The sequence below is a fragment of the Halomonas urumqiensis genome (assembly GCF_003028575.1).
GTDB lineage: Bacteria > Pseudomonadota > Gammaproteobacteria > Pseudomonadales > Halomonadaceae > Halomonas > Halomonas urumqiensis.
Map to the genome: position 1 here is coordinate 392,186 of NZ_PYUD01000001.1, position 15,124 is coordinate 407,309.

The following is a 15,124-nucleotide window of genomic DNA, read 5'->3' on the forward strand; positions in this document are numbered from 1 at the left end:
GAAGGCCATTGCAGGAGGGCGACTGGAGGGATCGCGACTGGCGTGGTGGAATCGATCCTCGCGAGGGTCATGTCATTGGCAACCCGGGAGAACAACGTGTCCACATCAACGCAAGCGAGTCTGGACGTAAGCATCCGTGACCAGGTGGCGGTGCTGACGCTTCAGCGCCCAGCGGCCCGCAATGCCCTGAATACCGAGCTGATGCTGGGGCTTGCCGATGCCGCCGAGCGCGCCGACAGCGACCCCGCGGTGCGTTGCCTGGTGATCACCGGCAGCGAAGGAAACTTCGCCGCTGGTGCCGATATCGATGAGCTCGCTGCCCGTGGTGCAGCCGATGGGCCGGGCGATCCGCGGGTAAGCGCCTGGCAGCGTCTGCAGCGTCTCGACAAGCCAGTGATCGCCGCCGTGGAGGGCTACTGCCTGGGCGGTGGGTGCGAACTGGCGCTCAGCGCCGATCTGCTGGTGGTCGCCGAGGATGCCAAGCTCGGCCAGCCGGAAATACGCCTTGGCATCATTCCCGGCGCCGGAGGATTGCATCGCCTGGCGATCACGCTCGGCAAGACGAGGGCCATGCACCTTGCATTGACCGGCGATACCTTCAGCGGCCGCGAGGCCTTCGAATGGGGGCTGGCGTCCCAGTGCTGCGAAATGGGCCAGGCACTGGCCACGGCCATGGCGACCGCCAACCGATTGACCAAGGGCGCGCCGCTGGCTCAGAGGCTCGCCAAGCGTGCGGTGCTCTCGGCCACCGAGGAGATGCATCGCCAGGGTTTCGAGATGGCAAGGCGCAGCTTCGAGGTGCTGCTGTCATCACCGGACAAGGAAGAGGGCATGCGCGCCTTCCGTGAAAAACGCAAACCACGCTTTGGAGAAACGTCATGACAGGGCAGAGCGGGCTGAACGCAGTGGCCGTGGTGGGGGCCGGCACCATGGGCCAGGGCATTGCCCAGCTGTGTGCCCAGGCAGGCTGGCCGACGTTGCTTTACGACGTCGCCGAGGGCGCGGCAACGCGTGCCCGCGAAGCGATCGGTGAGTCGCTTGCGCGGCGGGTCGCGAGGGGCAAGCTCGGCGAGGCTGAGGCAGAGTCCATCCTCGAAAACATCGAGATCGCCGTTGAGCTTGCCGACCTTGCGCCGGCGAAGGTGGTCATCGAGGCGATCGTCGAGCGTCTCGAGATCAAGCGTGCGCTTTTCGACGCGCTCGAGATGCACTGCTCGCCCCAGGCGCTGTTGTGTACCAATACCTCTTCGCTGGGTGTCGGCGAGATCGCCAAGGGCGCACGCCGTCCCGAACGCATCGCCGGGCTGCACTTCTTCAACCCGGCGCCGGTCATGCGGCTGGTCGAAGTGGTGCGCGCCGAACTCACCTCGGCCGAGACCTGCGAGCGGCTGACATCCTTCGTCGAAGGGCTCGGCAAGCACCCTGTCGTGGCGTTGGACAGCCCCGGTTTCATCGTCAACCGGTGTGCTCGCCCGTATTACGGCGAGGCCTTGCGGATGCTGGAAGAGAGAGTGGCCACCGAGGCCGAGATCGATGCCTGCCTGACCGATGGCGCGGGTTTCCCGCTGGGGCCTTTCGCGTTGATGGACCTGGTGGGGCTCGATATCGGACTCGGTGCGACCCGCACCATCTGGGAAGCGCTGGGCCGTCCGGCGCGCTTCCTGCCCTCGCCATTGCTGGTCGAGAAAGTCGAGGCGGGCAAGCTTGGCCGCAAGAGTGGCGAAGGGTTCTATCGCTACCCACGGGAGGCCCAAGCGCCACGTGAGTGCAAGAGGCCGCAGGCCAGTGTGGATGCCCTGGCGGCGCTATTGAACCAGGCGGGTGGCGCGCACTGCCTGGTCAGTGAAGGGGAGACCGCCCAGGCAGTGGCCAGCCGAACAGGCCAACCCGTGGTGGTGCTGGATGCCATGCCAAGCCCAGCAACCGACCGAGGCCCCTTGAACCTGGCTTATGCGGCTCATGGGGTAGCCCAGGAAACGCTGACGCACTGGCAGGCGCTTGCCGAAGACGCCGGTTTCAGACTGGTAGCGGTAAGGGATGCACCCGGCCTGATCGTGGCGCGCATGGTGATGATGCTTGCCGACGAAGCGCAGCGCGTTGAATCCGAGGGTGTGGCCGGAGCCGCGCAGATCGACACCGCCATGTGTCTCGGTTTGAACTTGGCGACCGGCCCCATGAGCCTGCGTGATCGGCTTGGCCGCCAGCGTCTTCAGGCGGTACGCCGCGCCCTTGCCAGCCTCCCGGAGGGTGAGCGCTACGCGGATGAATAAGCGTTAGAAGGTGCGTTGAGAACTCGCCGAGATAGGATTGACAGCAACGCGTGCAGGGGAGAGTCTTGTAGTCCGTGATCGGGCTTGGCCCGAACGCCTCGGCAGCGAGGCACCGCCGCTAGCAAGTGAAATGCTGAACAAATCGACGAGCGGAGTGAAGCACAAGGCGCACGGAGCACAGACACCGGAGCCTATGGGGTATAGGTGAGGAGATCGCGCACCGCGCAACGCAGTGATTTGCCCGCGCAGGCATTTGTGCAGTATTTCTCAAGGGAGGCCCCATGCTGGAAGATTGCAAGAATGCACTGGAACGTTGGGGCGGCGTGCACCAACTGATTGATCGCTGGCTGGATGAGCGGCGGGAACTGCTGGTCAATTTCGTCGAGCTCAAGGAAGCCTGCGATGCCGAGCTCGAAGCGGTCAGCAAGGAGCGCATCGACGCCTTCAGCGAGCTGTTGATGGATTACATCAGCGCCGGTCACTTCGAGGTGTATCCGCAACTGCGCGAGGAGGCCCGCGCCTTCGAAGACGACAAGGCACTAACCCTTGCCGATCAGTTGCTGGAGCGGCTCGAGTTGTCCACCGAACTGGTGCTCTCCTTCGATGCCGATTACGAAAGCCCCGTGAAGGTCATGCAGCACCTTGGCCGCCTGCCTGCCTGGCTTGAACGCCTGGCGCGTGGTCTCACCGAACGCTTCACCCTGGAAGACCAGTTGATCTCCCGCCTGCACGCCGCCCACGCCCCCGAAGCTGCCCGGGCCGAGCTTCGCTCACAGCTTTGACCCGGCTTCGCCGGGAGCTTGAAGCTACCTTTACCTCGTCTTCAACCACTTGGCCCCCAGCACCAGCATGCAGGGGGTGAGCAGCAGCGTCAGGCCGGTGGCGAAGGTCAAGCCTCCGGCGATGGCGCTGGAAAGCTGGGTCCACCACTGGGTCGAAGGCGCGCCGATGCCAAGGCTCGGCGCGAACAGGTTGACGTTGACCCCAAGCACCATGGGCGCGAGACCCAGTACCGTGGTGACGGCGGTCAACAGCACCGGCCGCAGGCGCAAGCCACCCGCTTCCAGTGCGGCGTCGCCGGGTGGCATGCCCTCGTTGCGCAACTGGTTGTAGGTATCGATCAATACGATGTTGTTGTTCACCACGATGCCCGCCAGTGCAATGATCCCCATGCCCACCATGACGATCCCGAACGACTGGCCGTTGGCCAGCAGGCCGAGCAGCACGCCGGCGGTTGAGAAGATGATCGCCGAGAGCACCAGGGCGGCCTGGTAGAGGCTGTTGAACTGGGTCACCAGGATCAACGCCATCAGGGCGATGGCCACCAGGAAGGCGGTGGCCAGGAAGGTCATGGCTTCCTGCTGGTCTTCCTGTTCACCGGCGACATTGACGAATACCCCTTCCGGCGGCTGGCCGGCCGCCTCGAGTAGCGCCTGCAGCCGTTCGTCGGGCCGCTCGGCCGGTGCCACATCGGCTTCCAGGGTGATCGCGCGCCGCCCATCGATCCGGTGCAGGGTGCCGACCTTGGGCGCGGGTTCCAGCGACACGAAGTGCGAGATCGGCACCTGGCCGCGAGGCGTGTTGAGGGTCAGGCGGCCGAGCTGGTCCAGCGAGCGGAAGTCTTCCGGCAGGCGAACGCGGATATCCACTTCGTCGTTGACCCCCGCCGGGCGGTAGCTCGCCACCTGCAGCCCCGTGGTGATCAGCTGCACGGCGCTGCCCACGCTGACCACGTCGGTGCCGAAGCGCGCCGCCGCTTCGCGGTCGACATTCACCTGCCATTCAACCCCCGGCAGGCTGCGGTTGTCCTCGATATCGCGAAAGCCGCCAAGCTCGTTCATCAGTCCACGAAGCCCGTCCACCACCCGGTTGGTCAACGCCTCGTCGTGGGCACTGATCTCCAGCACGATGGGCTTGCCGGCGGCCGGGCCCTGTTCCTGTTCACGGAACTCCAGTTCAATACCGGCGAGATTGTCGGTGCGTTGCTGCATGTCGCGTGCGATGGCATCGAACGGACGACGCTTCTGCCAGTCGATCAACTGAAACTGCAGCACGCCGATCACGTCGCTGCCCATCTGGTCATTGGGGGCAGCGAACGAGCGCGCATACAACGCCTGTACTTCACTAATGCCCGACAGCCTTGCCTCCACACGACGCACCACGGCGTCCTTCTCTTCGATGGAGAAGTCACCGCGGGCACGAACCAGCACCTGGGCATTGTCGGGCTCGACGGCGGGGAAGAACTCGACGCCATGGTTGAAACGCCCGTAAGCGGTGTAGACCAGCGCGATGAGCAGCAGGGAGAACAGCAGGGTCAGGCCGGGCCTTGCCAACAGTGTCGCCAGCACGTTGCGGTAGGCGCGTCCACCGGCGCTGACCTGGTCGGCTCGTTTGGCGTTCACGGATGCCTTGCCGCCGAACACGCTGCCAAGCGTCGGCAGGAACACCAGTGCCATGGCAAGCGAGGCCAGCAGGCACAGGATCACCGTGGCCGGCAGGTATTTCATGAACTCACCGACCACCCCCGGCCAGAACAGCAGCGGCAAGAACACCGCCAGGGTGGTGGCGGTGGAGGCGATCACCGGCCAGCTCATGCGGGAGGCGGCATTCAGCCAGGCCTCGCGCGGGGGCTGGCCCTGGTGCAGGTGGCGGTCGGCGAGTTCCGAGACGACGATGGCACCATCCACCAGCATGCCCGCCACCAGAATCAGTGCGAACAGCACCACGATGTTGAGCGTGAAACCCAGCGCCCAGATCAGCAGGATACCGGTCAGGAAGGCGCCGGGAATGGTCAGCCCCACCAGCAGCGCCGAACGCAGGCCCATGGCCGCCAGTACCACCACCAGCACCAGGACCACGGCGGTGACCACGTTGTTGAGCAGCTCATCGAGCATCTGCTGAACGGTCTCGGACTGATCCATGATGGTGGTGATGGTTAGCGCCTCGGGAATCAACTCGTCGGCCTGCTCGAGCAGAGTCTCTACCTGGGCAATGGTGGCGATGATGTTGGCGCCGGCACGCTTGGAAACCTCCAGTACCAGGGCAGGCTCGCCATCGATGCGGGCATAGCCCTGGGCATCCTTGAAGGTCGGGCGAATCCAGGCCACATCGCCGAAGGTCACAACCCGGTCGCCATCCACCTTGACCGGCATGCTCATCACATCATCGAGGCTCTCGATCACCCCCGGCACCTTGAAGGCCATGCGGCCGGCGCCGGTATCCAGGCTGCCGGCGGCCACCAGTCGGTTATTGGCGCTGACCAGGTTGAACAGGGCGTCGAAGTCGACGCCGTAGCTGTCCAGCACCAAGGGGTCGACGACGATCTCCAGCAGATCCTCGCGGTCGCCGCCAATCTCGACCTCCAGTACCTCGGCGATGCCCTCGATCTCCTCCTGGAGGCGGCGCGCCACGGCTAATCGCTGGGCTTCCTCGAGCTCCCCCGAGATGCCGATCGACAGCACCGGAAACAGCCCGACGTTGACTTCAATGACCCGTGGCTCGTCGGCTTCGGCGGGTAGCTCGCTGCGCGCGATGTCGACCTGTTCGCGTACATCGGTGAGCGCCTGGTCGGCATCGAAGCCGGCATCGAACTCCAGGGTGATCGCGGCATGACCTTCGGTGGCCTGGGCGGTCAGCTTGCGAACGCCCTCGATGCCGCGCAGTTCCTGCTCCATGGGCCGCACCAGCAGCCGCTCGCTATCTTCGGGGCTCACCCCTTCGAGCGATAGCGAGACATAGACCATCGGAATCGGCACATCCGGATTGGCCTCCTTGGGCACCGATTGCCAGGCGGCAAGCCCAGCCAGCAATAGCGCGATCAGCAGCATCAGCGTGGTACGCGAGCGCGCCATGGCGGCGGCAATCAAGGTGCGCATACTCAGGGCATCTCGCCAGTGGGTACGCTGTCATCCCGTTCGCCCGGCTCAGCGCTTTCCACCTCCACCGGGTCGACCCTTTCACCGGACTCGACGAAGCCACCGCCCAGGGTGATCAGGCGCACGGTGTCGGGCAGGCCAGCCACCCAGGCCTGCTCGGCGTTGGCTTCCACCAGTTCCACGCTAGTGACCTTCACACGATCCTGGTCATCGAGGTGCTTGACGGCCAGATCACCCTGGTCGTCGAGTACCAGCAGGGCGGGGGAGAAGCGGTGCAGGCGCCGTTCGGGCAAGGCGATTTCGAGGCTGGCGCTGGCCCCGGCCAGGCGTCGTCGCTCGGGGTTGTCCACGCTTACTTCCACGGCGAAGCTACGGGTCTGCTCATCGGCGCGACTGGCGATATGAGTCAGCGTTCCTGTCAGGCGCGAGCCATCTAGCGTGCGTACGTCCACGGACAGCCCCGGTGCCAGCGAAAGCGCATCGCGTTGAGCGGCAGCGGCGCTGGCGGTCAAGCGCGAGTCGTCGACCAGCCGCCCCCAGGTCTCGCCGACCTGCACCAGCTCGCCAAGCTCCACATCCAGGCGGTCGAGCACGCCGTCGAATGGCGCCTCGGGCCGGGTGTCAGCCAGCTGTCGGAGCAGGCCGGCCAAATCGGCCACCGCGGTGGCGACCTGGCTCTGCAGACGAAGATATTCAGGATTGGAGATCAACTGACGCTCACGCAGCTGACTGCCGCCAGCGAGTTCCGCGCGAGCAAGGGCCAGTGCCGCTTCCGCCTGTTCGAGACGCTCGGGAAGCTCGTCCTCGGCAAGTTCCAGGAGCACCTGGCCCGCCTCGACATGGCTGCCCTGTGTGACCGGCAATGCCGCCACCCGGCCCGCCTGTCGGGCACGCAGCTCGAGTTCGCGGTGGGCTTCCAGTTGCCCCTGCAGTATCAGGCGTGGGGTATGGGCCTCGGCATCGAGCGTGATGACTTCCACGCGCTCGAGATCGGGCTGTTCGGTCGCCACCTCGGCATCCGGCGGCTCGTCCTTGAAGCGTTGCAGGTCGCCAAAGGCAAGCCACAGCAGAAGCAGCAGGACAAGCACGATGGCCAATAATGCCGAAAACGGGGGAAGACGACGCGTCATGCGGGTGTGGTCCATCAGCGGAGCATGAAAGAGCCAGCATACTCCTCACGCCTCTCCCTTCACCACCCGCGCCTTACATTCACCGCTCACGACCGCACTGCTTGCTCACACCTCACACTTCACCCTATTTAGGTCGCATTGAGTTTTGTGCACTGCAGGCATAACATCTTGGCGATTCGTTTTCCGGTCCTTGCAGTTGAAACCCTGCTGTCGAAACCCCTGCAGTTGAAACCACAGGAGCAACCATGAAACAGCCCGTTCGTATTGCCATCACCGGCGCCGCCGGCCAGATCAGCTACTCCCTCGCCTTTCGTATCGCCGCCGGCGACATGCTTGGCAAGGATCAGCCGGTCATCCTGCAACTGCTCGAGATCACTCCGGCCATGGACGCCCTGAACGGGGTCGTCATGGAGCTCAACGACTGCGCCTTCCCGCTGGTGCAAGAGATCATCGCCACCGATGATGCCAATGTTGCGTTCAAGGATGCAGACTTCGCTCTGCTGGTCGGCGCCCGTCCGCGTGGCCCGGGCATGGAGCGCAAGGACCTGCTGGAAGCCAACGCGGCGATCTTCTCGGTGCAGGGCAAGGCACTCAACGACAACGCCAGCCGCGACGTGCGTGTGCTGGTGGTCGGCAACCCGGCCAACACCAACGCGCTGATCGCCTCCTGCAACGCGCCGGATCTCGACGCGGGCCAGTTCACCGCGATGATGCGCCTGGACCACAACCGCGCCAAGACCCAGCTGGCCCAGAAGGCCGGCAAGCACGTCACCGATGTCGAGCGCATGGTCGTCTGGGGCAACCACAGCGCCACCCAGTATCCTGATATCGCCCACTGCAAGGTCGCCGGCACCCCGGCCGCCGAACTGGTCGAGCGTGACTGGTACGAGAACGACTTCATTCCCACCGTGCAGCAGCGTGGCGCCGCCATCATCAAGGCGCGTGGCGCTTCCTCCGCCGCCTCCGCCGCTTCCGCCGCCATCGACCACATGCGCGACTGGGCATTGGGCACCGATGAAGTGGTGAGCATGGGTATCCCCGCCGATGGCAGCTACGGCATCGAGCCGGGCATCATCTATTCCTACCCGGTGGTGTGCAAGAACGGCGGCTACGAAATCGTCCAGGGCCTCGAGCACGACGACTTCAGCAAGCAGAAGATGAAGGCCACCGAAGACGAGTTGCGCCAGGAACGCGCCGCCGTCGAGCACCTGCTGGGCTAACACCAGCGGTAAGCCGTAAGCACCCCAGTTTTAAGCCATAAGCTTTAAGCTGTAAGAAAACCCCGCCAGGCTGTGCTTGGCGGGGTTTTCTATGTGATTGCGCCCGAAGAGCATCTCCGTGGCGTGCTGCAACTGAAGGAGATAGGGAGGGGTATTATGAGCTGTATACTGCTCAAAAACTGTGTTGCTGCAGTCTTTTGTGCATTAGATTTCTCATTTTATCGATGCTGGACTACGCTATGAGCAGCATAATGCGCATTGTCAAAATGGTAATCACCAGTCATGGAACTTACCTTACAGCTGTATGACCGGTCGCATTGGAGAGATGCCGCCATTGTCGAGTTTCCCGAGCCTGAGAAGGGGACTCGTGGCTCCTGCCGGTTGATGTACTATCAGGCTTACGCGCTGGATTGGATGTTTCGAGACGATGAGCATGCCTGTAGTCTCTCGCTTCCGGTGGAGCTGATGCTCAATCATCGTGCCCCTCGTTGGTTCGGTTTTCTCGAGGACATCATGCCTGCGGGGGCCAGTCGTCGCTTTTGGATCAACCAGTTGGGGCTGCAGGGCGTGTCGCCTGGCCAGCAAGATGTGGAACTGCTGAGGCATGGCACCATTGCCCCGGTGGGTAACATGAGGATCAAGGAAGCCGTGCCCACGCATTCCGACAGGTTGGCACTTGATCAACGGCGCTTCACCGTCAATGAGGTGGTAGAGCGAGACACCGACTTTCTCGAATATGCCCAGCAGATGGGAGCCGCCAGTGGCGGTGCTACCGGTGCTGGCGGCGAGGCACCAAAACTTCTGCTGCGTTGTACTCCCGACGATCAGGTGTGGATCGATACCTGGCAAGACGATCCTGGCTGCACCGACGCCTTTTATCTGGTGAAATTCCCGCGAGGCCGACGCAGCGCTGACGACTGCGACATTCTGCGTGCCGAGTACCATTATTATCAGGAACTGCACGCACTAGGTGTCGAAACCATCGCCACTGGCGGAATGAGGCTCATCGAGGGAGAGCGATACCCATCGTTGTGGCTGCCGAGGTTCGATGTCGAGCACCGGGTGGGCGAGCTTGTACGCAATGGCATGGAGTCGATCTATGCGTTGATGGGAGTGCCGCCGGGAACCCATCTCAACCATTTCGCCGTTCTCGAGAGTCTGCTGAAGACCCTTGCCAATCAGTATCGGGTCCGAGAGCTCGGTGAGTGGTTCGATGCCGAGGCTTTCGTCGTCGAGTGGGTGCGTCGTGATCTGCTTAACGTGGCCTTTGGCAATTCGGACAATCATGGCCGAAACACGGCATTGATCAAGCGCCCTGAAGGCATCTGGCTGGCGCCGGTTTACGACTTTGCACCGATGAAGGCCGACCCTGAAGGCGTGACACGCACCACGCGCTGGGGGGCGCCTTTCGAAGTGGGCGGCGATTATGACTGGCAAGCCATAGCCGAGGCTCTTTCCACCCACGCCGCACCGGATCGCATCATGCAGGCACTGCGGCAGCTTGCGAGTGAGTTGGCGGGGCTTTCCGGTCGGTTGAGGCAGCGAGGCGTCCCCGAGAGAATACTCGGCATGCCGTCGGTGGGGCTTGCCAGTCTTGACGCGCGGCTGAGTCGATGGGCGTTGATATGAAGCGACCGTCACTCGAGCCCCGCCAGCGTGAAGCGCGTTTGCTGATGCTTGCTCGGCAACTGATGCGGGACGAAATCAGTGAAGGACAGCTATTGCGTGCGTTGCGCCGGGACGTGTTGGGGCTTTCCCAGGATGACTACGCGCGTTTGGTGGGGGTAAGCCGCAGAACCCTCTCCGACCTGGAGAGGGGACAAGGCAACGCGACTATCGAGTTGCTGGATCGGGTATTTCGACCACTCGGTCTCAGGGTCGGGCTGATCCCCCGAGATCCGGAACTGCTCGGCCAACTGATCAATCCCGCAGACTGATGATCTTCCAGCCACGCTTCTCGGCTTCCTGGCGCAGGGTGTCGTCGGGGTCGACGGCGACCGGGTGCTCGACCTTTTCGAGCAGCGGCAGGTCGTTGTGTGAATCGCTGTAGAACCAGGCGTCATCCATTGTCAGGTCGGTATCGGCCAGCCAGGCTTCCAGGCGGATGACCTTGCCTTCGCGGTAGCTGGGCGTGCCGCTGGGCTTTCCGGTGTAACGACCATTGACGATCTCTGGCTCCACGGCGATCAGGTGATCGATCCCCAGGCGTCCAGCGATCGGCCCGGTAATGAAGCGGTTGGTGGCGGTGATGATCATCAAGGTGTCACCGCGGGTGCGATGGCGCGCCACCAGTTCCTCGCCCTTGGCCAGGATGTGCGGTTCGATCTTGCTGGCCATGAACTGCTGATGCCAGGCGGCCAGCTGTTCGGGGCTGTTCTCGGCAAGCGGTGCCAATGCCACTTCGAGGAAGGCGTGCATATCCAGGGTGCCGGCAGCGTAGTCCGCCATGAATCGGTCGTTGGCCTCGCGATAGGCGACCGGGTCGACGGCTCCTTGTTCGAGCAGAAATTCGCCCCAGGCATGGTCGCTGTCGATCGAAATCAGGGTATTGTCCAGGTCGAAAATGGCAAGGCTCACTACATTTTCCTCGGGTCATGTCATGGTGGCGATAAGGTCGGCGATTATGGCAGAAGGCGCCCCGCGCTTCGAGCCACGTGCGCCTGGCATGGATGTTGTATTGATGCGCTTCGTGGCCTTGTGGAAGAATGGCTTCAATATTGGATTGATAAGGTGAAGTCCGTGATCGACGCTGACGGCTTTCGCCCCAACGTTGGCATCATCATCGCCAACGAGCAGGGGCAACTGCTATGGGCGCGTCGTGTAGGGCAGAATGCGTGGCAGTTTCCCCAGGGAGGCATCAAGGCGAACGAGACACCGCAACAGGCACTGTTTCGCGAACTCCACGAGGAGATCGGCTTGACGGCTGATGACGTCGAGCTCCTGGCCTGCACCCGAGGTTGGTTACGCTACCGCCTGCCGCGACGCATGATTCGCACTAATTCCCGGCCTGTGTGCATCGGCCAGAAGCAGAAATGGTTCCTGCTCAGGATCCGCTGCCAGGAGAGCCATATCCGCATGGATGGCACGCCAAAGCCGGAATTCGATGGCTGGCGCTGGGTCAGCTACTGGTACCCGCTTGGCCAGGTGGTGCCGTTCAAGCGCGAAGTCTATCGTCGCGCGCTGCGCGAGCTTTCACCCAGGGCACAGCGTCTGGCCCTGGGTTTCGGTTAGCGCTGTTCGTCGAGGAACCGGACAGGGACGAGCCGGCTTCGAATACCTGGACTTGCAAGGACTCCGGGTATGAACGATTCCAGGCGGAAGAGGATGGAACACCGCCTCCGTAGGCGGGTCTGACGGGGCATATCAATTTTCCGCCACGCCGCCAAGCGACTCGGGCGCCATGATGAAGAAAATACACATGAATGATGGACCGCCGATGCTCGAGGTATTGCGCCGCATCACACAGGAAGTCAACGGGGCACGCAACCTGGATGCGGCGCTTTCCACCATGGTGCGTCGCATTCGCAAGGCGATGCGTACCGACGTCTGCTCGTTCTATCTGTATGACCCGGAGCTCGACCGGCTGGTGCTGATGGAAACCATCGGCTTGCGCACCCAGGCGGTGGGCCAGGTCGAATTACCGATTGGCGAAGGCCTGGTCGGCCTGGTAGCCAGTCGCGAGGAACCGCTCAACCTCGAGGATGCCCAGAGCCACCCGCAGTTCCGCTATTTCGAGGCCACCGGCGAGGAGCGCTACTCGAGCTTTCTGGGCGTGCCGATCATCCATCAGCGCAAGATGCTTGGCGTGCTGGTGGTACAACAGGCCGAGAAGCGTCGCTATGTAGAGGAAGACGAAGCCTTCCTGGTCACCATGGCGGCGCAGTTGGCCGGCGTGCTGGCCCATGCGCTGGCTACCGGCAACCTGTCACGACGCAGCCTGGATGGCCAGGTGACCTTTCGTGGCGTGGCTGCCTCGCCCGGCATGGCGATCGGCGAGGCGGTGGTCATTGCCCCGCCGGCCGATCTCAACAGCGTGGCTGACCTCGTTCCCACCGACATCGAGTACGAGATCACGCGGCTCAAGGAGGCGCTGGGTGTCGTGCGGGAGGAAATTCGCTCGGCGGGCGAGCGCCTGGCCAACCGCATTTCGGCGCAGGAACTGGCGCTGTTCGATGTCTATCAGCAGATGCTGGGCGAGGCCGCACTCTCCCAGGAGGTCGAGAAGCGCATCCGAGAGGGGCAGTGGGCGCCCGGGGCCCTGGCCGATGTGGTGCGCCGCCACGTGCAATACCTCGAGCGGGTCGACGACGACTACCTGCGCGAGCGCGCCGCCGATATTCGCGACCTGGGCCGCCGGGTGCTTGCCCACCTGCAGGAAGACACCCCCCAGACGCCGGATGTCTACCCCGACAGCACCATCCTGGTGGGCGATGAAATAAGCGTGGCGATGCTTGGGGAGGTCCCGCGCGACAAGCTTGCCGGTCTCGTCTCTGTACGCGGCTCGAGCACTTCCCATGTGGCGATCATTGCCCGCGCCATGGGCATTCCCACCGCGCTTGGCATGGTCGATCTGCCGTTGCCGCGGCTCGGTGGGGCGCGAGTGATTCTCGATGGCCATCGAGGTCGGCTGTTCGTTCGCCCTGGCGCCGAACTCGAAGCCCACTACGCCAGCCTGATCGCCGAAGAACAGGCGCTTGCCGAGGTGCTGGAGCACGAACAGGATTTGCCCAGCCTGACGCCCGACGGCCATCTCATGCCGCTGATGGTCAATACCGGGCTTGCCGTGGATGCGGTGGCTTCTCTGAAGAGCCGTATCAGTGGCGTGGGGCTCTACCGCACCGAAGTCCCGTTCATGATCACCGAGCGCTTCCCCGGCGAACAGGAGCAGACACGCCTGTATCGCGATCAGCTCGAAAGCTTCGCGCCGTTGCCGGTGGTGATGCGTACGCTGGACATCGGTGGCGACAAGGATCTGCCTTATTTCCCCATCGAGGAAGCCAACCCCTTCCTTGGCTGGCGCGGCATCCGCGTCACCCTGGATCACCCCGAAGTGTTGATGGTGCAGTTGCGCGCCATGCTGCGTGCCTCACAGGGGCTCGACAACATGCAGGTGCTGCTGCCGATGGTCACCAACGTCGATGAAGTCGATGTCGCGTTGCGGCTGCTCGAACGTGCCATCGTCGAACTGGGCGAGGAGGGGGTCGAGGTAGGGCGGCCGAAGGTGGGCGTGATGCTGGAAGTGCCGGCGACCCTCTATCAGCTCGACGCACTTGCCGAGCGGGTCGACTTCTTCTCGGTGGGCAGCAACGATCTGACGCAGTATCTATTGGCAGTGGATCGCAACAATCCGCGTGTGGCGGAGCTTTACGACCCGCTTCATCCGGCCGTGCTCAGCGCGATGTCGCGGCTGGCGGCGGATTCCCGCCGCCTGGCCATGCCCACCTCGGTATGCGGCGAACTGGCCGGTGATCCGGCGGGCGCCTTGCTGTTGATGGGCATGGGGTTCAGCTCGCTCTCGATGAACGCGCCGAGCCTGCCGCGTGTGCGCGCCGCGATTCGTCGGGTACCGCTGCAAAGCGCCAGGGATCTGCTCGACGAGACCCTCAAGTTCGACTCCCCGCGTGCGGTTCACGAGCACCTCACCAGCAGGATGGAAGGCTGGAATCTGGCGCATCTGCTACCGCCCAGGGATTAGCAACAGCCGGAAGCTTGAAGCTGGAAGATTAAACAAGTCAAATCAGCCAGGTAGCTGGAGTTGGTCAAGGTTTTCGCTTTTAACTTCCAGCTTCCAGGAGCGAAACGACGCTCTTCAAGCTTCCAGCTCTATCTCGGTTTCCCCCAGCGCCTCGCCGTTTCTGGCGAAGCGTCTTTCTCCTATTTCGATTCGGCCACTGGCGTGCCATCCAAGCCAGGTGGTGACACGGGTGCCGTACTCCTCGCCAACGATGAAAGCCGAGGAGAGCCAGCGTTCCTTCTCGAGGCCGACCCCGGTGTCCGGCAGTTGCGAATCGTCCGCGACATGCGGGTCGGCCATGGCGTCCAGGGCATGGTGTGGCCATTGCCCCGAATGAAGGCTCGCCGCCAGCCCCTGGCGGGCGGCGATCAGCTTGGGCCATGGGGTGTCGAGGCTGGCATTGGAGACCGCATGCAGGCCGGGTGGCACTTCCATGAGGGATACGCCATCCAGCCCGCGATGCAGGTGCCACAAGCGTTGGCCGTCGCCTGCCAGCAAATTGAAGCCGGCGTAGGCGGTCGCCGCGCCGCTGGCCAGGGTGTCAAGCCAGCCGGGCAGGTCCGGCTGCTCCAGTGCGTCACGCACCAGGGCCCCACGGCTGGGTGCGCCGTCAGGTACCGCAAGGCTTGGTGCGCGCACATTGGTCACCGCGGCGAATCGCCCTTGACGATGCACGGCGAGCCAGGTGCCACCGGCTTCAAGGTCGCGCCCGCCGATGATGTCCGGGGCATCCGGCCAGACGGCAAGCGGCGCCGCCGGGCGAGCATGAAACTCGTCGCGGTTGGCCACCAGGCGCAAGCGCCAGGGGCTTGAGGGGTTGTGGTCGAAGGCAATCAGGCACATCGCAGCAGCTTAACGGCTTGCCGGTTGGTGGGGAAGGGTGGCGACTGGATGC

At 63.6% G+C, this 15,124-nt stretch carries 12 protein-coding genes; 8 read left to right on the plus strand and 4 right to left on the minus strand.

What is annotated here, in order from left to right; genetic code table 11:
* The first annotated feature begins 96 nt into the window (after positions 1-96).
* The 3 genes from C6V82_RS01715 to rsd all read left to right on the plus strand — a co-directional run bounded on the left by C6V82_RS01715 (position 97) and on the right by rsd (position 3,052).
* The gene (locus C6V82_RS01715) at positions 97-882 is read left to right on the plus strand and encodes an enoyl-CoA hydratase/isomerase family protein (RefSeq protein WP_180978327.1); all 786 of its coding nucleotides are present in this window, start codon (positions 97-99) and stop codon (positions 880-882) included.
* Entirely contained in the window at positions 879-2,270 is a 1,392-nt protein-coding gene (locus C6V82_RS01720) for a 3-hydroxyacyl-CoA dehydrogenase NAD-binding domain-containing protein (RefSeq protein WP_102589167.1), read from the plus strand. The genes C6V82_RS01715 and C6V82_RS01720 overlap by 4 nt, the downstream gene beginning before the upstream one ends.
* 281 nt (positions 2,271-2,551) lie before the next feature.
* The gene (gene rsd, locus C6V82_RS01725) at positions 2,552-3,052 is read left to right on the plus strand and encodes a sigma D regulator (protein WP_102589168.1); all 501 of its coding nucleotides are present in this window, start codon (positions 2,552-2,554) and stop codon (positions 3,050-3,052) included.
* 30 nt (positions 3,053-3,082) lie between these two features.
* Here rsd and C6V82_RS01730 read toward each other — a convergent pair whose 3' ends face one another.
* A complete protein-coding gene (locus C6V82_RS01730; RefSeq protein ID WP_102589169.1) occupies positions 3,083-6,145 on the minus strand; it encodes an efflux RND transporter permease subunit in 3,063 nt (1,020 codons plus the stop codon).
* Between the two features lie 2 nt (positions 6,146-6,147).
* On the minus strand, positions 6,148-7,275 hold the full coding sequence (locus C6V82_RS01735) for an efflux RND transporter periplasmic adaptor subunit (RefSeq protein ID WP_102589693.1): 1,128 nt from the start codon (positions 7,273-7,275) through the stop codon (positions 6,148-6,150).
* A gap of 245 nt (positions 7,276-7,520) precedes the next feature.
* On the opposite strand from C6V82_RS01735, the gene C6V82_RS01740 reads away from it, so the two are divergent.
* The 3 genes from C6V82_RS01740 (at position 7,521) to C6V82_RS01750 (ending at position 10,432) form a co-directional block, all read left to right on the plus strand.
* Positions 7,521-8,495 carry a malate dehydrogenase gene (locus C6V82_RS01740; RefSeq protein WP_102589170.1) on the plus strand — a complete coding sequence of 325 codons (975 nt, stop codon included), beginning with the start codon at positions 7,521-7,523 and terminating at the stop codon, positions 8,493-8,495.
* A gap of 282 nt (positions 8,496-8,777) precedes the next feature.
* Positions 8,778-10,124, plus strand: coding sequence for a type II toxin-antitoxin system HipA family toxin (locus C6V82_RS01745; protein ID WP_102589171.1), 1,347 nt, complete (start codon positions 8,778-8,780; stop codon positions 10,122-10,124).
* On the plus strand, positions 10,121-10,432 hold the full coding sequence (locus C6V82_RS01750) for a helix-turn-helix transcriptional regulator (RefSeq protein WP_102589172.1): 312 nt from the start codon (positions 10,121-10,123) through the stop codon (positions 10,430-10,432). Before C6V82_RS01745 ends, C6V82_RS01750 begins: the two co-directional genes overlap by 4 nt.
* Here the strand turns inward: C6V82_RS01750 and C6V82_RS01755 are convergent.
* On the minus strand, positions 10,416-11,072 hold the full coding sequence (locus C6V82_RS01755; RefSeq protein WP_102589173.1) for a histidinol-phosphatase: 657 nt from the start codon (positions 11,070-11,072) through the stop codon (positions 10,416-10,418). The genes C6V82_RS01750 and C6V82_RS01755 overlap by 17 nt on opposite strands.
* A 162-nt stretch (positions 11,073-11,234) precedes the next feature.
* Between C6V82_RS01755 and C6V82_RS01760 the strand changes: the two genes are divergently transcribed.
* Both C6V82_RS01760 and ptsP read left to right on the plus strand, forming a co-directional pair.
* Positions 11,235-11,726: an RNA pyrophosphohydrolase gene (locus C6V82_RS01760; protein WP_102589694.1), complete on the plus strand. Its 492-nt coding sequence runs from the start codon at positions 11,235-11,237 to the stop codon at positions 11,724-11,726.
* Positions 11,727-11,931: 205 nt separating this feature from the next.
* Positions 11,932-14,190, plus strand: a complete 2,259-nt coding sequence (ptsP, locus tag C6V82_RS01765; RefSeq protein WP_102589695.1) for a phosphoenolpyruvate--protein phosphotransferase — start codon at positions 11,932-11,934, stop codon at positions 14,188-14,190.
* Positions 14,191-14,304: 114 nt separating this feature from the next.
* On the opposite strand, the gene C6V82_RS01770 is transcribed toward ptsP, so the two are convergent.
* Positions 14,305-15,072: an NRDE family protein gene (locus C6V82_RS01770; RefSeq protein WP_102589174.1), complete on the minus strand. Its 768-nt coding sequence runs from the start codon at positions 15,070-15,072 to the stop codon at positions 14,305-14,307.
* Between the last annotated feature and the right edge of the window lie 52 nt (positions 15,073-15,124).

Coding starts and splice junctions, on each gene's coding strand:
- C6V82_RS01720 (WP_102589167.1), top strand. CDS start 879: ATGACAGGGCAGAGCGGGCTGAACGCAGTGGCCGTGGTGGGGGCCGGC.
- rsd (WP_102589168.1), top strand. CDS start 2,552: ATGCTGGAAGATTGCAAGAATGCACTGGAACGTTGGGGCGGCGTGCAC.
- C6V82_RS01730 (WP_102589169.1), bottom strand. CDS start 6,145: ATGCGCACCTTGATTGCCGCCGCCATGGCGCGCTCGCGTACCACGCTG.
- C6V82_RS01735 (WP_102589693.1), bottom strand. CDS start 7,275: ATGACGCGTCGTCTTCCCCCGTTTTCGGCATTATTGGCCATCGTGCTT.
- C6V82_RS01740 (WP_102589170.1), top strand. CDS start 7,521: ATGAAACAGCCCGTTCGTATTGCCATCACCGGCGCCGCCGGCCAGATC.
- C6V82_RS01745 (WP_102589171.1), top strand. CDS start 8,778: ATGGAACTTACCTTACAGCTGTATGACCGGTCGCATTGGAGAGATGCC.
- C6V82_RS01750 (WP_102589172.1), top strand. CDS start 10,121: ATGAAGCGACCGTCACTCGAGCCCCGCCAGCGTGAAGCGCGTTTGCTG.
- ptsP (WP_102589695.1), top strand. CDS start 11,932: ATGCTCGAGGTATTGCGCCGCATCACACAGGAAGTCAACGGGGCACGC.
- C6V82_RS01770 (WP_102589174.1), bottom strand. CDS start 15,072: ATGTGCCTGATTGCCTTCGACCACAACCCCTCAAGCCCCTGGCGCTTG.